The sequence below is a fragment of the Paractinoplanes rhizophilus genome, from assembly GCF_042664765.1.
In the GTDB taxonomy this organism is placed as follows: Bacteria; Actinomycetota; Actinomycetes; order Mycobacteriales; family Micromonosporaceae; genus Actinoplanes; species Actinoplanes rhizophilus.
The window spans coordinates 1-19,345 of the sequence record NZ_JBHTBJ010000001.1 but is presented as its reverse complement, the minus strand read 5'-3'; the positions used below and the strand labels follow the sequence as shown (position 1 = coordinate 19,345).

At 72.7% G+C, this 19,345-nt stretch carries 15 protein-coding genes; 9 read left to right on the top strand and 6 right to left on the bottom strand.

Annotated elements, in window-relative coordinates:
- Positions 1-43: 43 nt before the first annotated feature.
- The 5 genes from ACFQS1_RS00075 (at position 44) to ACFQS1_RS00055 (ending at position 5,879) form a co-directional block, all read left to right on the top strand.
- Positions 44-1,243, top strand: coding sequence for an MFS transporter (locus ACFQS1_RS00075; protein WP_378963746.1), 1,200 nt, complete (start codon positions 44-46; stop codon positions 1,241-1,243).
- Positions 1,240-3,393 carry an FUSC family protein gene (locus tag ACFQS1_RS00070; RefSeq protein ID WP_378963745.1) on the top strand — a complete coding sequence of 718 codons (2,154 nt, stop codon included), beginning with the start codon at positions 1,240-1,242 and terminating at the stop codon, positions 3,391-3,393. Before ACFQS1_RS00075 ends, ACFQS1_RS00070 begins: the two co-directional genes overlap by 4 nt.
- Positions 3,394-3,514: 121 nt before the next feature.
- Complete coding sequence (locus tag ACFQS1_RS00065) at positions 3,515-4,111, top strand: hypothetical protein (protein ID WP_378963744.1); 597 nt, start codon at positions 3,515-3,517, stop codon at positions 4,109-4,111.
- 77 nt (positions 4,112-4,188) lie between these two features.
- Entirely contained in the window at positions 4,189-4,986 is a 798-nt protein-coding gene (locus ACFQS1_RS00060) for an endonuclease/exonuclease/phosphatase family protein (RefSeq protein WP_378963742.1), read from the top strand.
- 11 nt (positions 4,987-4,997) lie between these two features.
- Positions 4,998-5,879 carry a phosphotransferase family protein gene (locus ACFQS1_RS00055; RefSeq protein WP_378963741.1) on the top strand — a complete coding sequence of 294 codons (882 nt, stop codon included), beginning with the start codon at positions 4,998-5,000 and terminating at the stop codon, positions 5,877-5,879.
- Between the two features lie 1,322 nt (positions 5,880-7,201).
- Here the strand turns inward: ACFQS1_RS00055 and ACFQS1_RS00050 are convergent.
- From ACFQS1_RS00050 to ACFQS1_RS00030, 5 genes are read right to left on the bottom strand one after another with little or no spacing between them, the layout of a single operon-like run.
- Entirely contained in the window at positions 7,202-8,404 is a 1,203-nt protein-coding gene (locus ACFQS1_RS00050; RefSeq protein ID WP_378963740.1) for a branched-chain amino acid ABC transporter permease, read from the bottom strand.
- Positions 8,401-9,258 carry a branched-chain amino acid ABC transporter permease gene (locus tag ACFQS1_RS00045; protein ID WP_378963739.1) on the bottom strand — a complete coding sequence of 286 codons (858 nt, stop codon included), beginning with the start codon at positions 9,256-9,258 and terminating at the stop codon, positions 8,401-8,403. The genes ACFQS1_RS00050 and ACFQS1_RS00045 overlap by 4 nt, the downstream gene beginning before the upstream one ends.
- Positions 9,258-9,914, bottom strand: a complete 657-nt coding sequence (locus ACFQS1_RS00040; RefSeq protein WP_378963737.1) for an ABC transporter ATP-binding protein — start codon at positions 9,912-9,914, stop codon at positions 9,258-9,260. The genes ACFQS1_RS00045 and ACFQS1_RS00040 overlap by 1 nt, the downstream gene beginning before the upstream one ends.
- The gene (locus tag ACFQS1_RS00035; RefSeq protein ID WP_378963736.1) at positions 9,911-10,735 is read right to left on the bottom strand and encodes an ABC transporter ATP-binding protein; all 825 of its coding nucleotides are present in this window, start codon (positions 10,733-10,735) and stop codon (positions 9,911-9,913) included. Before ACFQS1_RS00035 ends, ACFQS1_RS00040 begins: the two co-directional genes overlap by 4 nt.
- On the bottom strand, positions 10,732-11,919 hold the full coding sequence (locus tag ACFQS1_RS00030; RefSeq protein ID WP_378963735.1) for an ABC transporter substrate-binding protein: 1,188 nt from the start codon (positions 11,917-11,919) through the stop codon (positions 10,732-10,734). The genes ACFQS1_RS00035 and ACFQS1_RS00030 overlap by 4 nt, the downstream gene beginning before the upstream one ends.
- Positions 11,920-12,038: 119 nt before the next feature.
- Here ACFQS1_RS00030 and ACFQS1_RS00025 point away from each other — a divergent pair, with 119 nt between their 5' ends.
- Entirely contained in the window at positions 12,039-12,833 is a 795-nt protein-coding gene (locus ACFQS1_RS00025; RefSeq protein WP_378963734.1) for a PaaX family transcriptional regulator, read from the top strand.
- 48 nt (positions 12,834-12,881) lie between these two features.
- On the top strand, positions 12,882-13,862 hold the full coding sequence (locus tag ACFQS1_RS00020; RefSeq protein ID WP_378963733.1) for an SEC-C domain-containing protein: 981 nt from the start codon (positions 12,882-12,884) through the stop codon (positions 13,860-13,862).
- A 63-nt stretch (positions 13,863-13,925) separates the two neighbouring features.
- Here the strand turns inward: ACFQS1_RS00020 and ACFQS1_RS00015 are convergent, their stop codons facing one another.
- Positions 13,926-16,406 (bottom strand): LamG-like jellyroll fold domain-containing protein, encoded by a 2,481-nt coding sequence (locus ACFQS1_RS00015; RefSeq protein ID WP_378963732.1) that lies wholly within the window; start codon positions 16,404-16,406, stop codon positions 13,926-13,928.
- Between the two features lie 205 nt (positions 16,407-16,611).
- Between ACFQS1_RS00015 and ACFQS1_RS00010 the strand changes: the two genes are divergently transcribed.
- Positions 16,612-18,123, top strand: coding sequence for a diguanylate cyclase domain-containing protein (locus ACFQS1_RS00010; RefSeq protein ID WP_378964610.1), 1,512 nt, complete (start codon positions 16,612-16,614; stop codon positions 18,121-18,123).
- 32 nt (positions 18,124-18,155) lie between these two features.
- On the top strand, positions 18,156-19,313 hold the full coding sequence (gene ltrA / locus ACFQS1_RS00005; RefSeq protein WP_378963731.1) for a group II intron reverse transcriptase/maturase: 1,158 nt from the start codon (positions 18,156-18,158) through the stop codon (positions 19,311-19,313).
- Positions 19,314-19,345: the final 32 nt, after the last annotated feature.

Genomic DNA, 19,345 nt, shown 5'->3' with positions numbered 1-19,345 from the left:
TACATCGTTCGCCCGCCCGGGCCCGGACTGCGAGAAAGATCGGGTGACTCTCGAACGCGCCCTGCTCTGGGGCACCACCACCTCCTCGCTGGCCAAGGGCCTGCTGTTCGGCATCAGCGCGCTGTTCTTCACCCGGGTGATCGGGCTGAGCGCGGCGACCGTCGGGCTGGGCCTCACGATCGCCGGGGGAGTGGGGCTGGCGGCGTCGTTCGCGGCCGGCCACCTCTCCGACCGGCTCGGCGCGGGGCGTGTCCTGGTGGCGATGACGCTCTGCCAGGGGGCGGCGCTCGGGGCGTACTGCCTGGCCCGCACCGCCGTCGCCTTCGTGCTCACCGCCTGCGTCGCGGTCGGCGCGGAGGCCGCGCAGCGGACCGCGCGCACCACCCTGCTGGCCCGCGAGTTCACCGGCGCCGACCGGGTCTCGGTGCGGGCCCGCCTGCGGGTGGCGACCAATGTGTTCATCGGCGTGGGATCGGTCGCGGCGGCGGGCGCGCTCACGCTCGATTCCAGTTCCGGGTACGCGGCGACGATGGTCGCCGCCGCGCTGCTGGTGCTGTCGTCGGCGATTCCGCTGCGCCACCTGCCGCCGGCGTCGGCGCCGCCCGTCGCCTCGCCCGGGGACCGGGTCTCGCCGCTGCGCGACCGGCGGTACGTCGCGATCGCCGGGCTCAACGGCCTGCTCACCATCCAGTTCGGGGTGCTGACCGTCGGCATGCCGCTGTGGGTCACCGGGCACACGCGCGCGCCCGCCGCCACGGTCGCGCTCATCCTGGTGATCAACACGGCGTTCGTGGCCCTGTTCCAGATCCGGGCGGCGCGACTGGCGCGCGACATCCGCACCGCCGGGCGGGTGGTTCTCGCGGCCGCGGCCTTCCTGGCCGTCGCCTGCGGGCTCTACGCCGGCGCCGCGCACGGCCCGGCGCTCGCCGCCGCCGTCCTGCTGGTGCTGGGGGTGCTGGCGCACAGCGCGGGCGAGGTGCTGGCCGAGTCGGGCGGCTGGGAGCTGGCGTTCGAGCTGGCCGACCCGCGGTTCGCCGGGGCCTATCAGGGGATCAGCCAGACCGGCCCGGCGATCGGGGCGATGCTCGCGCCGGCCGCGGTCACCACCACCGCGATCGACCACGGCGGGCCGGGCTGGCTGGCGCTGGGCGCGCTGTTCCTGGCGGCCGGGGCCGGCACGTGCGCGATCGCGGCGCGCGCCGGTATCCGCGTCCCCGCCGAAATGGCAAGATCTGGCACGTGAGCCGGCTGCGGCAGCGCGACCCGCAACTGCTGGCGGTCCGGCGGGCCGCCCGGGTCACGCTGGTCGCCTGCCTCGGGTTCTACGTCTGCCGCTACGTCCTGGACGCGCCCGCCATGGCGCCGTACGCGTTGTTCGGCGCGGTCGCGCTCGGCGCCCTCTCCCAGATCCCCGGCACCCCACGGCGGCGCGCCCGTACGCTGATCGCGGTCCTGCCGGTCGCCTGGGTCCTGATCTCGGTCGGCACGCTGCTGTCGTTCAGCACGATCGCCGCCACCGCCGGCATGTTCGTGCTCGGCTTCGCGGTCAGCTACGTCGGCGTCGGCGGCCCCCGGCTGGCCGGCCTCGCCGCCGGCATGCAGCTGCTCTACATCCTGCCGTGCTTCCCGCCGTTCGATCCCGGCTCGCTGCCGGCCCGGCTGATCGGCGTGACCGCGGCGATCGTGCTGCTCGCGATCGCCGAGGTGACGCTCTGGCCGGACCCCTCGCCGGCGCCGTACCGGGAGAAGCTGGGCGCCGCCCTCGGCGCGCTGGCCGGATGCCTCGAGGCCGTCGCCGACACCTGGAGCGGCGACCCGACGGCCCGGGACCGGCTGGCGGCGCTGCTGCCGGAGGCCACCGGCGCGGCCGAGGCGCTGCGGCCGTCCCGCCTTCCGCCGCTGCAGCGACCCGCCTCGGCCGGCCGCCGCGACCGGGCGCTGAGCTCGTCGGCCGGCACCGCGCGGCTGCTGCTGGGCCGGGCGGTCGACCTGTTCTTCACCGACGAGCGGGAGTCGGTCACGCTGCCGGCCGCCACCCACCTCGTGCGCCGGACGGCCGGCTGCACCGCGGCCGCCGCCGCCTGGCTGCGCGGCGACGGCCCGCTGCCCGACACCGGCCGCGTCGCCGAGGCGCTCACCGAGTTCCGGGTGGCCCGGATGAACACCGACCCCGGCGGCGTCGCCCCCGAGCGGCTGCGCCTGGGCGCGCTGGCCCTGGCCCTCGGCGAGTGGATCAAGACCCTCATCGTCGCGATCCGCATCGCCGCCGGCGAGCGGCCCGCGCACCCCGATCCCACGCCCGAGTCCGCCCGGCCGGGCCCGTTCTGGTACGCGTACCGCCAGACCCCGGCCCTGTACTGGCACCGCCTGCGGGAAAACCTGACGCCCCGCTCGGTCGCCTTCCAGGGCGCGCTGCGGCTGGCCGCGGCGCTCGCGGTGGCCCGCCTGCTGGCCGGCGAGCTCGACCTGTCGCACGGCTTCTGGGTGCTGCTGACCATCCTCACCGTCCTGCGCACCTCGGCCGCCGAGACCCGCTCCGCGCTGCGCCCGGCCCTCGTCGGCACCGTCGCCGGCTCCCTGGTGGCCGCCCTGATCCTGATCGGCGGCATCCACCCCACCGCCTACGCGGTCGCCCTGCCCGTCGTCATGATGGTCGGCTTCGCGGCCGGCCCGCTGCTCGGCCTGGGCTGGTCGCAGGCCCTGTTCACGCTGGTCATCACGTTCGTCTTCGCCCAGGTCACCCCGGTCAACTGGCGCCTGGCCGAGGCCCGGGTGCTCGACGTGCTGGTGGGCGCCGCCATCGGCGTGCTGATCGGCCTGTTCGCCTGGCCGCGCGGCGGCGGCGAGCTGCACCGGGCCACCAGCACCTTCCTGCGCGCGGCGGCCGGCGTGATCCGGGAAACCGTCGCGGTGATGGCCCGGGCCCAGCCGCCCGGCGCTGCCATGCCGACGGCCCGGCTGGCGGGGCAGCTGGCGGACGCCTCGTTCGCCCTCTACCAGAGCGAGCGGCACCAGCCCGCCTCGGTCGACTGGCAGGCCACGCTGCTGGCCGGTCACCACGCCGTCCGGGGCGCGGAGGCGCTGGTGCGCTCGTGCCCGGCGGGCGGGCTGCTGCCCTGCGTGGAGCCGCTGACCGCGCTGTCGGACGACGTGGCCGGCCGATACGACGACGCCGCGGCCGCGCTGGCCCGGCACAGCCGGCTCCGGCCGCCGGTGGCGCCGCTCGCGGGGCCGGCGTGGCCGACCGACCTCGGGCAGGACCTGTACATCATCGCCGACCTGCGGGTCTGGCTGGACGGCCTGCGCGAGGACATCGGCGCGATCGGCGGGCGCCCCGAGGGACGGGACGGGCTGCGGGCGCGGGTCGCCCAGCTCGCCGACGGCGCCACCTGAGATCCGCCTCCCTTCGCGCGACCTTGAGTCCGCTCTCGTTCGGGCCACCTGAAGGGCGCTCACTTCCGCCGTTCCGGCGGCGGGGCCGGTGGGTTTGCGACATTCTGCGCAAGTGGCGCAGATGAGCAGGTCCGAGGCGGCGCTCGGGGTGGAGCAGCGCCTGGCCGCCACCGTGCAGGCCTATCCGGGCCTGCGGGTGGAGGCCGTCCCGGCGCAGTTCCTGCGGATGCCGGCGTCGCACCGCGGCGGGCGGCGGGTGCTGCGGGGCGGGCGGCTCCCCGAGGCCGACGACGAGGTCTTCGCGGCGGTCGCCGAGCTGTGGCGGGACGCCGGGTGCCAGGTCACCGACGGGCCCACCGGGGACGGCCGGCTCCTGCGGGCCGAGGACTCCGCGGGGTACGTCGTCTCGCTCGTCCGGCACGGCCCGGACGACCCGGTCCTGACCGTGGCGTCGCCCGCGTTCCCGGCCCCGTTCCTCGACCGCGGGCTGGCGTCCGGGCTGCTGGCGGGCGCCGCCGCCGGGTGCCTCGGTCCGTGTGTGTCCAAGGTCGGGCCGTCGGCGATCGTCCCGGGCCTCGCGTCGTACTGGGGATGGGTGCCGATCTTCGCGCTGGTGCTGGCCGGGACGCTGTGGTTCCCGGAGACCCGGCGCTTCGGGATCGGGCTGGCGATCACCGGCACGCTGATCGGTGTCACCATCGCCGCCGTCTTCTCCTGACGCAACCATCCTGAAGCAACCATCCTGCGACCCGCATTTGCCTGGCCGGAGCCGCCCGGGAAACCGAACCTCCCGGCATGCGAATTCGGCTTGTGCTGGCGCTCGTCACCGCCGTTCTGTCCGTGCTGGTGGGCGCGCCCGCGCATGCCGCCCGGCCGGCGGCGGTCCAGGCGGTGACGTTCAACGTCTGCGGTAACGTCTGTCGGCACGGCGAGGTCGGCGCCACGGCCGGCAACATCGCCTACCAGGTCCGCGCCCTGGGCGCCTCGGTGGCGATGCTCCAGGAGCTCTGCTACTCGCAGTTCCTGGGGATCCGCGACCGGCTCGCCCGCTACGGGTACCGGGCCGAGTTCGCGCGGGCGTCCACCGGCGGGCGATGCGACGACTACGACCGCAAGCACGGCACCGGCTTCGGGATCGCGATCCTCGCGCGCGGGACGATGGCCGGCAAGGTGCTCTACAAGCTGCCCAGCCCCTACGGCCGACACCAGGAGGGCCGGGTGGTCCTCGGCGTCACCGTGCGGCTGCCCGGGCGCACGCTGTTCGCGGTGACGACGCACACCGCGCTCGGGCCCAACCTCCCGATCCAGCTGGGCGCGCTGCGGCGCTGGCTCGTGCCGATCGCGTCGCACCGGCCGGTGCTGTTCGGCGGTGACCTCAACGTGGCGCCGGACAGCGCCGACCTGGACGCGTTCTACGCCGCGTTCCGCGAGGCCAACGCCGGCCGCAAGAACGGCCTGCCGACGTTCCTGTCCCGCCCGAACCGGAAGATCGACTACCTGTTCGGCAGCCGCGGATTCCTCGCCCCGGCCGGGGTGGCCAGCGCGAACACCGGCTACTCCGACCACAGCGTGTACCTCGGCGCGTTCCGGTAGATCATGTCGGGATGGAGCCGACACTGCGGGACTGGATCGAGACCGAGGCGCTGCCCGGCCGGCGGCTGACCACCGAGCGGACGCTGACCGGCGGCTACAGCAACGACAACGTGCTGATCACGACGGACGACGACCGCCGGTTCGTGGTCCGGCGCTACCTGGGCGCCAACCGGTGCGCGGTCGAGGCGGCCCTGGCCCGGCGGCTGGCCGGGGTGATCCCGGTGCCCGAGGTGGTGGCCGCCGACGAGTCCGGCAAACAGGCCGGCGAGCCGGTCCTGCTGTCGGTCTTCGCCGAGGGCGCCCCGGTGAGCGAGGATCCGGCGCACGGCCGGGACGTGGGTCTCGTGCTGGCCCGCCTGGGCGGGGTGACCTTCGGCGCGCCCGGGTTCTTCGCGGACGGCAAGCTCGAGCCCGACGGCATCGAGCCGACGATGGGCCTGGATCTCTTCGTGGACCGCTGTCTGCGCGAGGGCAACGCGCACGGCCACCTCAGCCCGGCCGAGCAGGACGCGTTGCGGCGCTACGCCGAGGAGGCCACGCCCCGGCTGGCGGTGCTGGCCGGCAGCCGCCGCCTGGTGCATTCCGACTACAACCCCAAGAACATTCTCGCGGTGGGCGAGCGGGTCACGGCCGTTCTCGATTTCGAGTACGCCTTCAGCAGCACCCCGCTGGTCGACGTGGGCAACATGTTGCGCTTCCCGCGCCGCCCCGGTTTCGTGGAAAGTTTCCTGGCCGGTTTCCGGGACGGCGGTGGCGAGCTCCCGCCGGACTGGCGGGAGCTCAGCCGGGCGCTCGACCTGTTCGCGCTGGCCGACTTCCTGACCCGGCCGGTCGGGCACCGTTATTTCGGCCGCGCGGTGGAACGGATCCGCGCGCTGCTGGCCGGCCGATGAAGCGCCGCCGGGACCCCCGGGCCGCCGGTGAATGCGGGCCCGGGCTCCCCTTGGCCGCCGGTGTATCGCGGGCCGCCGGTGTATCGCGGGCCGCCGGTGTATCGCGGGTGGCCGGTGACTCGGAGCGGGGCGGCGGTGGGCCCTCGGACGGGCCGGTCAGCGGAGCGAGCGGTGACTGACCAGCGGCCCCGGGCGGAAGTCGACGAACGCCGGCGCGTCGCCCAGCCCCAGCCGCAAGGCCGCCGCCTGCAGGCCGGCCGTGGTCGCGGTGCCGTCCCAGCGGCCGGTGACCGCGCGATGCTCGGCCGCCCGGACCGCCGCGACCAGCTCCGACGCCGTGAACGAGCAGTGGCCGCGCCGCGCGACGTACGCCTGCCGGAGCAACCAGCCGTGCGCCTGCTGGGCGTACCGGTTCTCGTACTCGACCGGCGCCAGCTGGTCGTAGAGGGTGTGCATGGTCAGCATCGGCACGTCCAGCCGGCCGGTCACCGTCGACGTGCGGGCCAGCGACGCCACGGCGGCGCGGTCGGCCCGGACCGACGCGTCGCGGGTGAGCGTGTGCAGATCGGCCGCGAGCGAGAGGCCGGCGGCCCGGTACAGCGACTCCACCATGGAGCGGTACGGCGACCGCGCGAGCAGCGACGCGTAGTTCACGCCGACGTTCCACGACGCGTTCCCGCCGGCGCTGAGTTCGATGAAATAGCGCGACGGCATGATGAACCCAAGCGTGGCGACCAGCCAGTCGTACTGGGCACGTGCGATCCCCGCGGCGTCCCGGGGCGGCGCGGCCTGGGCGTCCGACCAGGTCGGCATGTTGAGCAGGGCGGTGCCCAGCGCGACCCGGGCGCGGCCGGCGGCGGTGTCCTGGGCGGCGGTGGCCGCGGCGGCCAGCTGGGACGCGGCGACGGCGCCGTCGGCGGGGCTCGCGTACCGCACCAGCGGCACGTCGACCCCGAGCAGCCGGGACAGGGCGTACTCGCCGTCGAGCTGATAGTTGTTCAGGTCGATGCCACCGCCGAGCAGTCCGCAGGTGGAGACCGCGGCGTCCAGCCGCCGGCCGGCGCGCTCCGCCTCCTGGGTGCTGATCAGGCCGCCCATCGAGGTGCCGAGCGCGATGGTCGTCCGCGGCTTTCCGGCGATCCGCTCGACGGCGGCGAGGGCGGCGAACTGGTCGCGCGTCGCGCTCTCGAGGGCCCACAGCGACCCGTTCGGGTCGTAGGAGGAGCCGACGAGCGCGTAACCGCGGTCGAGCAGGGCCTGCTTCGATGCCGGGTCGGGCGCGTTCGCGGCGGTGAGCGTGCCGAAGCCGTGGCTGTACAGGATCAGGGTGCCGCGCCAGTGGGCGGGGACGTCGGCGATCCAGGTGGCGCCGTCGGCGAGGGTTCCGGTGTACTGCCGGGCTCCGGCGTGGGCGAGCCGGGCAGCGCCGCCCACGACGCGTTGGGCGACGGAGGTGCCGGGGTGCCGCTGGCCGGCGGCGCCGGCGCGGGCGCCGGTGAGTTGGATGTCGGTGAGTTGGATGTCGGTGAGCTGGCTGCCGGCGAGCTCGATGGCGGCGCCGGTGTGCTGGGTGACGCCGGCGTGGGCCGGCGCGGCGGCCGTGAGGGTGAGAGCAAGCGGAACGGCCGCCACGAGGGCAGCGAATCGGCCCATGGTGTCCTCCTGCGCAGGGTGGGGACGATGCCGCCGGGCACGAAGAGCACCACGGCGATCAGCAGCAGCGCATAGACGGCGTACGACAGCACGCTCGGCGCGTACTCGGGCATGCCCGGCTGGGTGGCGAGCGTCGTGAGCAGCTGCACCACGAGGGTGATCAGCGCCGCGCCGACGAGGGCGCCGGCGATGCTGCCGATCCCGCCGACGACCGCCATCACGACGTACTCGATGGACAGCAGCACCGGGAACGAACCCGGCGCCAGGTATCCCAGGAAGAAGGCGTAGATGCCGCCGGCGAGGCCGGCGAAGGCCGCCGAGACGGCGAAGACCAGCAATCGGTACGCGCCGACCGGCACCCCGCTGGCCTCGGCCGCCATCTCGCCGGTGGCGAGCGCGCGCAGCCCGCGTCCGACGCGCGAGCGCACGAGGTTGCGGGCGACCAGGCTGACCAGCACGACGCCGGCCAGCACCAGAAACAGGTAATGGCGATTTTCGTCGAGCTCGAAGCCGCCGATCGACAGGTAGGGCAGGCCCTGCAAGCCGATCGCGCCGCCCGCCCAGTCCGCGTCGCCGAGCACGGACAGCAGGATGAGCTGCAGCGCGAGCGTCGCGAAAGCGAGCTGATGCCCGCGCAGCCGCAGGATCGGCACGCCCACGATCACGGCCGCGGCGGCGGCGGCCACCGGCGCGAGAAGCAGCCCGGCGAGGGTCGGCACGCCGTGCAGCGAGAGCAGCCCGGCGGTGTAGGCGCCGATCGCGTAGAACGACGCCTGGCCCAGCGAGACCTGCCCGGCGTAGCCCATCAGCAGCGAAAGCCCGACCACCGACATCGCGGAGAGGCTGAGCAGGATCAGCATGGTCTGGTTCACGCCGCCGCCTCCACCACGTCGCGGCGGCCGGCCCGGACGATCAGCACGGCGAGCATGAAGATCAGCGCGACCTCCGTCTGGTACGAGGTGCTCAGATAGCCGCCGACCAGCGCCTGCACCACACCGAGCAGCAACCCGCCGACGAGCGTCAGGCCGGGCCGGGTCAGGTTGCCGAGGATCGCCGCCGAGAAGCCGTTGACGACGAGCGCCACGTCGCTGTCGAAGGAAACTTGCTGCACCGGCGTGACCAGCACCCCGGCCAGCCCGCCGAGCGCGCCCCCGGCCGCGAACGCCAGCAGGCCCATGCGCAGCACGCTGATCCCGAGTACGCGCGCCGCGTAGGGATCGGCGGCCGTCGCGGTGAGCGCCTTGCCCAGGTCGGTGCGGGCGAACAGCAGCGCCGTCGCGGCCAGCACGACCGCCGTCACTCCGATGATCAGCAGATAGTGCGTCTGGATCCGGCCGCCGAGCACGGTCACCGAGCCCGGCAGGCCCGCGAACGACCGCGGCTGGTCGCCCCAGAGCAGGATCTCGATCGCGTACGCGAGAACGCCGAGCCCCAGCGTGACGATCAGCGCGGCCTGCGGGGTGGTGCCCGGCTTGCCCGTCGCGACCAGGCCCACGACCAGCCCGATCAGGCCGGCGATCAGCACCGCGAGGGCCTCGGCCAGGCCGTGCGGCAGCCCGCCCGCGAGCAGCGTGGTGACGGTCAGCGCGGCGAAGACCGCGAAACTTCCCTGCGCGAAGTTGACGACCCGGGTGACCCGGTAGATGACCACCAGGCCGCTGCCGGTCAGCGCGTACGCGCAGCCGATGCCCACGCCCGTGATCAGGTACTGCGCCAGCTCGCCCATCAGGCCTCCAGCCCCAGGTAGGCGGCGGCCACTTCGGCGCTGCCGGCCAGTTCGGCGGACGGTCCTTCGGCGACGATACGCCCCGCCTCCAGCACGTAGGCCTTGTCGCAGAGGTCGAGGGCGAGCCGCGCGTTCTGCTCGATCAGCAGCACCGCCAGCCCGTCGGCCGCGTTGCGCTCCCGCAGGTGCCCGGCGAGGCCGGCGACCACCCGCGGCGCCAGGCCCAGCGACATCTCGTCGATGACCAGCACGTCGGGCCGGCTCATCAGGGCCCGGCCGAGCGCTACCATCTGCTGCTCCCCGCCGGAAAGTTTCCCGGCCTGCCGCTTGCGCAGTTTCGTGAGCTCGGGCAGCAACGCGTAGATGTGCGCGGTGTCCCGGGAGCCGCTGCGCCACGCGCCGAGCCGCAGGTTGTCGTCGACGGTCAGCGGCGCGAACAGGTGACGGCCCTCCGGCACCAGCGCAAGTTTCCCGTCCACGGCGAAAGTTCCCGCGGCCGGTTTCCGCAGCCCGCACAGCGTGTTGACCAGAGTCGACTTCCCGGCGCCGTTGGGCCCGATCAGCGCCACCATCTCGCCCGCCGCCACCGACAGGCTCACCCCGTCGAGCGCGGTCGCGGCACCGTACCGCACGGTCAGCCGGTCGACCCGGATCATGCGGCGCCACCCGGATCGGTGCTGTCCGGATCGATGCTGTCCGGATCGGCGCCATCCAGATCGGCGCCGCCCAGATAGGCCGCTATGACGCGCTCGTCGGCGCGGATCTCCTGGAAGGTTCCGGACGCGATGACCCGGCCGAGGTCGAGGACGGTCACCCGGTCGGCGAGCCGGGCCACGAACGCCACGTCGTGCTCGACCAGCAGGATCGACAGGCCCTCGCCGCGCAGCTGCTCGATGAGCCCGGCGAGCGCGGACCGCTCCGGCCCGCGCAGCCCCGACGCCGGCTCATCGAGCAGCAGCAACCGTGGCTTGCCGCACAGGGCGCGGGCCACCTGCAACGCCCGCTGTTGCCCGAGCGGCAGCCCGTCGGCGGGCCGGTCCGCCTGATCGGCCAGGCCGACCCGCTCGAGCGCCGCGAACGCCAGGGCCCGGATCGACTTCTCCTCCCGGCGGTGCCGCGGCAGCCGCAGCACCGCCGCGAGCGGGCCGGCCCGGGTGACGGCGTGCGCGCCGACCATCACGTTCTCGGCGACCGTCAGCCCGTGGAAGACGGGCGCGTCCTGGAACGCGATGGCGATGCCGCGCCGGGCCCGCCGGTGCGGGGCGAGCCGGTCGATGCGCTCGCCGTCGTACCCGATCGTGCCGGCGGTCGGCACCAGCTGACCGCCGATCAGCTTGAACAGGGTGGACTTCCCGGCGCCGTTCGGGCCGATCACCGCGTGCGTCTCGCCGGCCCGGACATCCAGGCCGACGTCGCGCAGCGCGAAGACCCCGCCGAAGCGCCGGGTCGCGCCCTCCACCTCGAGCAGCACGCTCACGCGGGCAGTTTCCCCTTCGCCCAGTCGGTCGGGACGAACTTCCCGTCCTTCACCTGGTTGATGGAGATGTAGTCGGAGGTCAGTCCGGCGTGGTCGGTGGCCGTGTACTTGTAGGTGCCGTTCGGGGTGAGCAGCGTCAACCCCTCGAAAGCGGCCTGGATCTTCGCGGGGTCGTCGCTGTTCGCCTTCGTGACGGCCGCGGCGAGCAGCTTCATGCCGGCGTAGCCGTCGGCCGCGAACTGCGGCGGCGGGTAGCCGTACTGGGTGGCGAAGGGTTTCGAGAGCTCCTCGATCGCCTTCTTCTGCTCGCCGTCCGGCAGGGAGTCGCCGACGACCGCGATCGAGCTGGCCACGAAGACGCCCTCGGCGGCCGGGCCGGCCGGCTTGAGCCACAACGAGCTGGCCTGCGAGCCGGTGAACATCAGCGGGATGTCGACGCCGGCGCTGGCGTACTGTTTCGCGAAAGCGACGCCGGGCGGGCCGGTCGCCCACACGGTCAGTGCCTGCGCGCCCGACGACTTGACGTGGTTGATGATCGCGCCGAACTCGGTGGTGGAGGTCTGGAACTCCTCGTCGGCGACGAGGGTCACGCCGTACTGCGCCGCTTTCGCCTTCATGCCGGCGGTGCCGGCGTTCGCGTACGAGGAGCGGCTGTCGTGCGCGACGGCAACTTTCGTGAATCCCTGTGCCTGGTAGTACTGCAGGATCCGGTCGGCGTAGGTGGCCGACGTGGCGGGGACCACGAAGACGTACGGATGAATGGGGTTGACCTGCTCGTCGGCCGGGGTGAGCGACACGTAGGGAAGTTTCGCCCGGTCGACCTGCGGGATGGTGGCCAGCGCCGAGTTGGAGAACGGCGAACCGATCACCGCGGCCACGCCGGCGCCCTTGAGGTCGTTGAAGCTGAGCACCGACTGCTCGGGCTGGCTCTTGTCGTCGCGGACGGTGAGCTCGATCTGACGGCCGAGCAGGCCGCCCGCGTCGTTGATCTGCTGGACGGCGAGCTTGACGGACTTCTCGTCCTCGCTGCCCAGCGGGGCGTAGTTGCCGGTCAGGGAAACGATCAGGCCGATCTTCAACGGGTCGCCGGCTTTGCCGCCGCCGCCGTCATTGTCATCGTTGTCGCCGCAAGCGGCGGGAAGAAGTAGGAGTAGCGCGGCCATGACGGCCAGAGGACGTCGCATGAGTACCTCCGGTGTACTCAGGAACGGGTGCCGCCAAGTTAGGCGCTTTTTTGACGCTGGTCAACAATCTGCCCGACATCACTGCACATGCCGCCAAGATCGCCGGTACTGTGCCGGTCGTGGCCCCACCATCCGCCTCCGCCTCGGCGATCATGCTGACCTTCCTCGGCGAGCACCTGTTCGACCACGGCGTCTGCGTCTACTCCGGAAGCGTCATCGACGTGCTGGCCCGCGCGGGCGTCTCCGAGGAGGCCACCCGCTCGACCCTGACCCGCATGACGGCCCGGGGCCTGCTGCGCCGCCAGCGCAGCGGCCGCCGAATGTATTTCGGGCTCACCCCGCACAGCACCCGGGTCCTGCGCGACGGCGCGGTGCGCCTGTGGCAGACCGGCGCGGTCAACCGCGACTGGGACGGCACCTGGACGCTGCTGGCCTTCTCGCTGCCCGGCGAGCGCCAGCGGGAACGCCACGACCTGCGCGCCTCGCTGGCGTGGTCGGGATTCGGCCCGGTGCAGGGCGGGCTGTGGATCGCGCCCGGCGCGCCCGACGTCTCCCACCTGCTGGCCGGCCACATCCGCGTGTTCCGCGGCACCGCCGACCCCTCCACCGACGTCGCCGAGATGATCGCCGGCGCCTACGACCTGCCCGCGCTGGCCGCCCGCTACGAGGATTTCCTCGCCCGCTGGTCGGCCGACCCCGCGTTCGACGACCCGCTCGCCACGAAGCTGCTGCTGGTCACCGACTGGCTGCAGATCATCCGCCGCGACCCGCGCCTGCCGGTCTCGCACCTGCCGTCGCAATGGCCGGCGGTCGAGGCGCAGGAAATGTTCTTCCGCCTCAACGAAACCCTCGCCGATCCGGCCGCGAAGATCGCCGCCGCGCTGCTGGAGACCGTCCCCGACACCGGCGAGTGAGACCCAGATCAACAGCGATATGCGTACGCGTCGCTGTAGCGTGGCGGCGTGTCTGAAAAAGCCGATCTGACCAGCGCCGACCTCACCGCGATCCGGCAGTCCGCCCTCGGCGCGGCCGACCCGCTCGGGGTGGCCGCCGACCTGGCCGAAGCCGCGGCGGCCGGGCGCCTCGCGGACCAGGCCGACGCCGGGTACGCCCTGGCGCTCGCCGCCGAGATCGCGGAGAGCCGGAACAAGCTCGACGCCGCCCTGCGGTACGCCGGACGGGCCGTCGAGGCGTACGGGACGGGGGACGACCCGCGGGCCGGCGCCGCCCGGGCGCTGCGGGCCCGCATCCTGTTCCGCACCGGCCGTAGCGCCGACGCGATGACCGATCTCGAGGCGCTCCGCCCGCTGCTCACCCAGCACCCGGACGCCGCCGCGTACGTCAGCGCCGCGCTCGCCGCGGGCGGGCGGACCCGGCTCGCCGAGGAGTGGCTGACCGAGGCGGTGCGGGCCGTGCTGGCCGATCGCGACCAGCCCGCCGAGCCGGCCAGTGCCGAGGACGCCGGGCTGCTGTTCTTCCTCCTCCAGCAGCGCCACCGCACCCGGCACGCGCTCGGACTGCCGCACGACCACCACGACAATCTGGCCGACCGGCTGGAGACCCGGCTCGCCGGCGCGGCCGCCCGCCCGGCCGAGGATCTGGTCTTCTTCCCGGAGGCCGAGCTCGGCAAGGTGCTCGCGCAGTGGCCGGCGCTGTCCGAGGCGTACGGCGCGGACTGGGACGAGCACCGCGCCCACCTGGAGACCGAGCTGGTCCGCCAGGCGGCGGCCGGGCGCACCGGTCTGGCCCTGCTCCCGGCGACCGCGGCCGGCCTGACCCGCTTCGCCGGCGCGGAGGGGGACCCGTCCTCGGCGCAGACCCGCGCCGGGTTCGCGCGTCAGTTGGCCGGGCGGATCCCGTGGCCGCCCGAGCGCAACGAGGCCTGCTGGTGCGGGTCGGGGCTGAAGTACAAGAAGTGCTGCCTGCCGCGGTCGCGCGGCTGACACCCACCACGCAGACGGCGGGAGGGCGGCCGGCGGGCCGCCCTCCCGGTCCGGCGAGGACGGTTACTCGCCCGACGCGTACAGCTGGCTGATCTCGTCGGCGGACAGCGCGCGGTCGTACAGGTGGACCTGGTCGACCGTGCCGTCGAGGAAGTCGACCTGGTTGCCGCCGTACTTTCCGCGGCCGATCACGGTGTTTCCGGTCGGCGCGGCCTGCGGCATGCAGGCGCTCGCGGTGCCGGCCAGCCGGCCGTCCACGTAGAGCCGCAGCTCGCCCTTGACCGTGTCGCGGACGCCGACCAGGTGGTACCAGCGGCCCACCTCCGGCTTGACCGGCGCCAGCGCGCGCACCCCGGCGAAACTCATCGCGAAACGCTGGTCGGCGCCGGAGTACTGCAGGTAGAAGTCGCTGTTGCTGGCCCCGTCCTGGCCGACCACGGTCTGGAAGGCGCCGTCGGCCTTGTCCAGCTTGACCCAGGCGGCGGCCGAGTAGTCCGACGCCGTGTTGAGCACCGGCTTGCCGGCGTCGAGGAAGCCGCCGTTGAGGTCGACGCCCTGCCCGTTGTGGCCCTCGACGAACGGGGCGTTGCCGACCGGGGTCAGCGAGCCGTACGAGCCGTCCAGCGGCCAGAAGGCGATCCCGGTCAGGCCGGGCGTGCCGGCCGGCGGCTGCGGGACGTTCGCCCCGGATCCGTCCGCCTGCTTGATGATCTTCTGGTTGATCGCGCGGACCTGCCGCAGGTCCATCTTGGCCACCTGGCGGTCGTAGGTGAAGAAGCCGTTGAGCTCCGCCTCGACGTCGGTGATCTGGGTGTAGATCGCCGCGCTGATGCCGCAGAACTTGGCCGAGGTGATGACCGCCTCCTGGTTCGCGACATATTTCGCGGTCAGGGTGGGGGAGTCGGGCTCCATCTCGTACGCCTGGCCGTCGCCGAACCACATGTGGTTCGAGACCTTGAGCCCGAAGCCGCCGTGCTCGCCGTCGATGGCGACCCGGTTGCCGGACGGCGCGGGGGTGGCCGGCCCGAGGTACTGGTGGAAGTCGATCACGTCGCCGCGGCCCGAGTCGCCGTGCGAGTTGCAGCAGTTGACGCCGCTGTGCGCGTTGACCAGCCGGGCCGGGTCCTGGGCCTTGACCTCGTCCGCGATCCGGCCGGTGTCCTCCTTGCTCCACTCGCCCCAGCCCTCGTTGAACGGGACCCAGGCGACGATCGACGTCCACGACTGGTGCTCGCGGACCATCTCGTGCAGCTCGGCCTCGAACTGCGCCCGCCAGTCGGCCGGGATCGGCCCGGTGTTCGCGGCCGGCATGTCCTGCCAGACCAGCAGGCCGAGCTTGTCGGCCCAGTAGTACCAGCGGTCGGGCTCGACCTTGATGTGCTTGCGCACCGCGTTGAAGCCGAGCGCCTTGTCCTGCTGCAGGTCCCACTTGAGCGCGTCGTCGGTGGGCGCGGTGTACAGGCCGTCCGGCCAGAAGCCCTGGTCCAGGTTTGCCATGTTGAACAGAATCTTTCCGTTCAATGTGATGCGCAGCTTTCCGTCGGCGCCGGGCGCGGTGCCGATCTGGCGCATGCCGAAGTACGAGCCGACCAGGTCGACGGTCTTGTTTCCGCGGAGCAGCTCGACCGACAGGTCGTACAGATACGGGTTGTCCGGCGACCAGAGTTTCGCGTGCGGCATCGGAAGTGTCAGGTCGGTGTCGGCCGCGCCGGTGACGGACCCGCCACCCCGGGCGGCGGCACGCACGCGCAGACCCGTACCCGCGGAGGTGTTGACCTTGATCTTGAGGTTGCCGGCCGGGACGTTCGGCGTCAGCGTGAGCGACGTGATGCTCGCGGCCGGGACCGGCTCCATCCAGACGGTGCGCCAGATGCCGGAGCTGCCCTGGTAGAAGATGCCGCGGTCGCTGGTGCGGCGCTGCTTGCCGATCGGCTGGCCGGTCGCGTCGGTGAGGTCCTCGGCCCAGACGATGAGCTCCTGCGGGCCGCCGGCCGTGAGCGCGTCGGTGACGTCCACGTCGAAGCCGTCGTAGCCGCCGCGATGCGTGGTGACTTGCGTGCCGTTGACGAAAACTTTCGCGTCGTAGTCGACCGCCCCGAAATGCAACTGCAGCCGGTTGCCGCTGCCGACCTTCCACCCGGCCGGCACCGTGAAGGTCCGGCGGTACCACATGCGGTCCTCGTGCCGCTGGATGCCGGAAAGGGCGGATTCGATCGGGTACGGGACGAGCACGCGCTCGCCGAGCGTCTTCCCGGTGGGCACCGCCTCGCCGGCGGCGGCCTTGCCGAACTCCCAGACGCCGTTGAGGTTCTGCCACTTCGGCCGGGTGAGCTGCGGGCGGGGGTATTCGGGCAGCGCGTTGCCGGGACCGACCTCGCCGGTCCACGGCGTCGCGATCGGCGGGATGCCGGCGTGCCAGCCGCCGGCGGCCGGGATCGCCGGGGCGGGCTGCGGGATGAATGCCGTCGAATCGTGGAAACCGGAGGCGGTGGCGGAGGAGGAAACGGTGAGAACGAGGGCGGAGGCGATTCCCGCGGCTGACAACCAATGTTTTTTCACGCGCGAATTCCCTTCGGAGCGGAAGAGTGCGCTCAGGAGTAAACACAGTTGAACAAGGTTGATCAGGTTGCGTCAAGGCTTCATCCGGATCTATGTCCAACGGGGCAAGCGGTTGTGACGCGCGCAACCCAAATGCGACCGAGCCTCGATAAAGCGGCGGGCCCGGTTGCCGACTCTTAGAGCCGTGAGCATGCGCAGCGGACCCACCGCCGTCCTCGGCCCGCCGGCCGGCCCCGAGGCCACCGGCGACCCGCAGGACGCGCTGCTCGCCGAGCTGGTCACGTTCATGACCAAGGACACGCCGTCGGTGCAGCACGTGCTCGACGTCGCCGAGCCGTACCTGAAGGCCGCCGCCGGGCTCACCGCCGCGACCGTCTTCGAGCTCGACTCGGAGACCGGACTGCTCAACCCGACCGCGCAGCTCGGCGAGCCGGGCGGGCGTGACCTGCTCATCTCGGGCAAGGTGTTCCGGATGGCGGCCGGCGCCAAACCCCTGGTCGAGGCCGACCGGATGGCCATCCGCCTGCGCATCGGCGGGCAGACGGTCGGCGTGCTGCTGCTCGCCGGCGCCCACCTCGACCTGTTGCGCCTGGCCACGCTCTCCCCACTCGCCCTGCATTTCGCGACCACGCTGCAGGGACTCGCGGCCGAGAAACAGCGCCAGTTCATGGCGCACGTCTCCAGCATCGTGCGGCGGCTCTTCGAGCAGGGCATGGACGCCACCAGCGTCGAGGAGGCCGGCCGCGTCCTGGTCGACTCGGCCGTCGACGCCTTCCGCACGGAATACGGCGCGGTATGTCTTCTCGACGCGGAAAAGCGCATCCGGTACGTGCACAGCATCGGTCTCCCGGACGGCGAAGCGAAGTTCGACCACCTGATCGGCAAGCCGGCCACCGATTCGACGGTGTGGCGCGCCATCGCCGAGGGCCGGCCCGCCCTGGTCGGCAAGGCGGGCGGGTCCGGGCTGGCCGGCGGCTTCATCGAGATGATGGGGCTGACGTCGTACATCGCGATCCCGATGCTCTCCGCCCACGGCGCGGTCGGCATGATCATGTGTGGGGACGCCGGCGTCACCCGCGAGTGGAGCAGCCGCGACCGCCTGCTGGCCGAGCAACTTTCGGTCGAGGGCGCGCTCATCGTCGACAGCGCCGGGATGCGGCAGGCCGCCCAGGCGCACGTCGCGCAGCTGAGCCACCAGGCTTTCCACGACTCGCTGACCGGGCTGCCCAACCGGTCATACCTGCTCGACCGGGCCGAGCAGGCCGTCGAGCTGGCCGGCGCGACCGGCACCCGGGTCGCGCTGATGCTGCTCGACCTCAACGGCTTCAAGGAGGTCAACGACACCGCGGGCCACCAGGCCGGCGACGCGCTGCTGCAGCAGGTCGCCAAGCGGCTGCTCGGCGCGGTCCGCGACAACGACGTGGTCTCCCGCCTCGGCGGCGACGAGTTCGCCATCCTGCTCACCCGCAACCCCGACGACCACGTCGCCACCGCGGTGGCCGGCCGGATCGTGGACCGCCTGCGCGAGCCGTTCACCATCGAGGGCAACCCGGTGCGGATCGGCGGCAGCGTCGGCATCGCGCTCTTCCCGGACGACGCCCAGGAGTACGAGGCGCTGATGCGGGGCGCCGACGCCGCCATGTACGAGGCGAAGCGCGACACGAAGCGCTTGGGCGGCGGGGCGCGCCGGTTCGCCGGCTGAGGCCCGGCGGGCTTCGGGGTCTGGCCGGCCTGATGAGCCGGCGGGCTTGGCGGGCGCGGGCCGATTATGGTGGGTCGATGTTGCGTCCTGGAAGCTGGTCCAGGCCTGCGGGTGGAAGTCCCGTCCGGGTAAGTATCGGAGCGCCCGGTAGCAGGCCCCGGTTCGTCGTCGAGAGGTGGCGGGCTGAGCGGGGTGTCAAGAGCCTCTTTGGAGGGAGCAAGCACGCGGGCCGTAGCGTTAAGCGAACCCTGCAGCCTCGTCACACCCACAACGGAGGAGCCGAGCCGCTCATCTCACGGCGAAGGCCATGTCCGGCTAAGCAGTCTCCGGAACGGCGTTTCCACGCCCTGTATGACCGTATCTGCAGGGGTGACGTCCTGCGGGAGGCGTGGTTGCGGGTGCTTCGTAACAAGGGTGCGGCCGGGGTGGATCGGATCACCCTGGAGCAGGTGGAGGGGTACGGGGTCGAGCGGATGCTCGGCGAGTTGGCCCGGGACCTTCGCGCGGGCTCGTACCGTCCGGCGCCGGTGCGTCGGGTGGAGATCCCGAAATCAGATGGTGGTAGGCGTCCGTTAGGCATTCCGACCGTGCGTGATCGGGTGGCTCAGCAGGCGGCCAAACTTGTGTTGGAACCGGTGTTCGAGGCCGATTTTCTGTCGGTGTCGTATGGGTTTCGGCCGAAGCGGTCGGCGACGCAGGCGATGGAGCGAGTCCGTACGGGCTTCATCGAGGGCCGCGTGTTCGTCGCGGAGTTCGACATCGCGAGTTTCTTCACCGAGATCGACCATGCGCGTTTGCTGGCCGAGGTGGGGAGGCGGGTGTCGGATCGGCGGGTGCTGAAGTTGGTACGGATGTGGCTGCAGGCGGGGGTGATGGCCGATGGTGGGGTGCAGCGGACGGTCGCTGGTACTCCGCAGGGCGGTGTGATTTCGCCGTTGTTGTCGAACATCTTCCTGCACGTTCTGGATACCGAGTTGACCCGCCGTGGGGTGGGTGAGCTGGTGCGTTACGCCGATGACGGTGTGGTGTTGTGTCGCAGTGCGGCGCAGGCCAGGGCGGCTCTGGACGCGGTCGGGGAGATCCTGGCCGGGCTAGTACTGCTACGGCGGGTCGTAGCTTCCGAGGCGTTCGAGTCGTTTGCGGTAGTGGGCGGCTCGGGCGCGTTGGTTGCACAGTTGCCGGAAGGCTGACCAGGCCAGGACGTGTTCGACAGCGTGTCGTG

What these genes read in the sequence shown, in the direction of transcription:
- ACFQS1_RS00065 (WP_378963744.1), top strand. Translation starts at nt 3,515, where the DNA reads ATGAGCAGGTCCGAGGCGGCGCTCGGGGTGGAGCAGCGCCTGGCCGCC.
- ACFQS1_RS00060 (WP_378963742.1), top strand. Translation starts at nt 4,189, where the DNA reads ATGCGAATTCGGCTTGTGCTGGCGCTCGTCACCGCCGTTCTGTCCGTG.
- ACFQS1_RS00055 (WP_378963741.1), top strand. Translation starts at nt 4,998, where the DNA reads ATGGAGCCGACACTGCGGGACTGGATCGAGACCGAGGCGCTGCCCGGC.
- ACFQS1_RS00045 (WP_378963739.1), bottom strand. Translation starts at nt 9,258, where the DNA reads ATGGGCGAGCTGGCGCAGTACCTGATCACGGGCGTGGGCATCGGCTGC.
- ACFQS1_RS00040 (WP_378963737.1), bottom strand. Translation starts at nt 9,914, where the DNA reads ATGATCCGGGTCGACCGGCTGACCGTGCGGTACGGTGCCGCGACCGCG.
- ACFQS1_RS00030 (WP_378963735.1), bottom strand. Translation starts at nt 11,919, where the DNA reads ATGCGACGTCCTCTGGCCGTCATGGCCGCGCTACTCCTACTTCTTCCC.
- ACFQS1_RS00010 (WP_378964610.1), top strand. Translation starts at nt 16,612, where the DNA reads ATGCGCAGCGGACCCACCGCCGTCCTCGGCCCGCCGGCCGGCCCCGAG.
- ltrA (WP_378963731.1), top strand. Translation starts at nt 18,156, where the DNA reads ATGAGCCGGCGGGCTTGGCGGGCGCGGGCCGATTATGGTGGGTCGATG.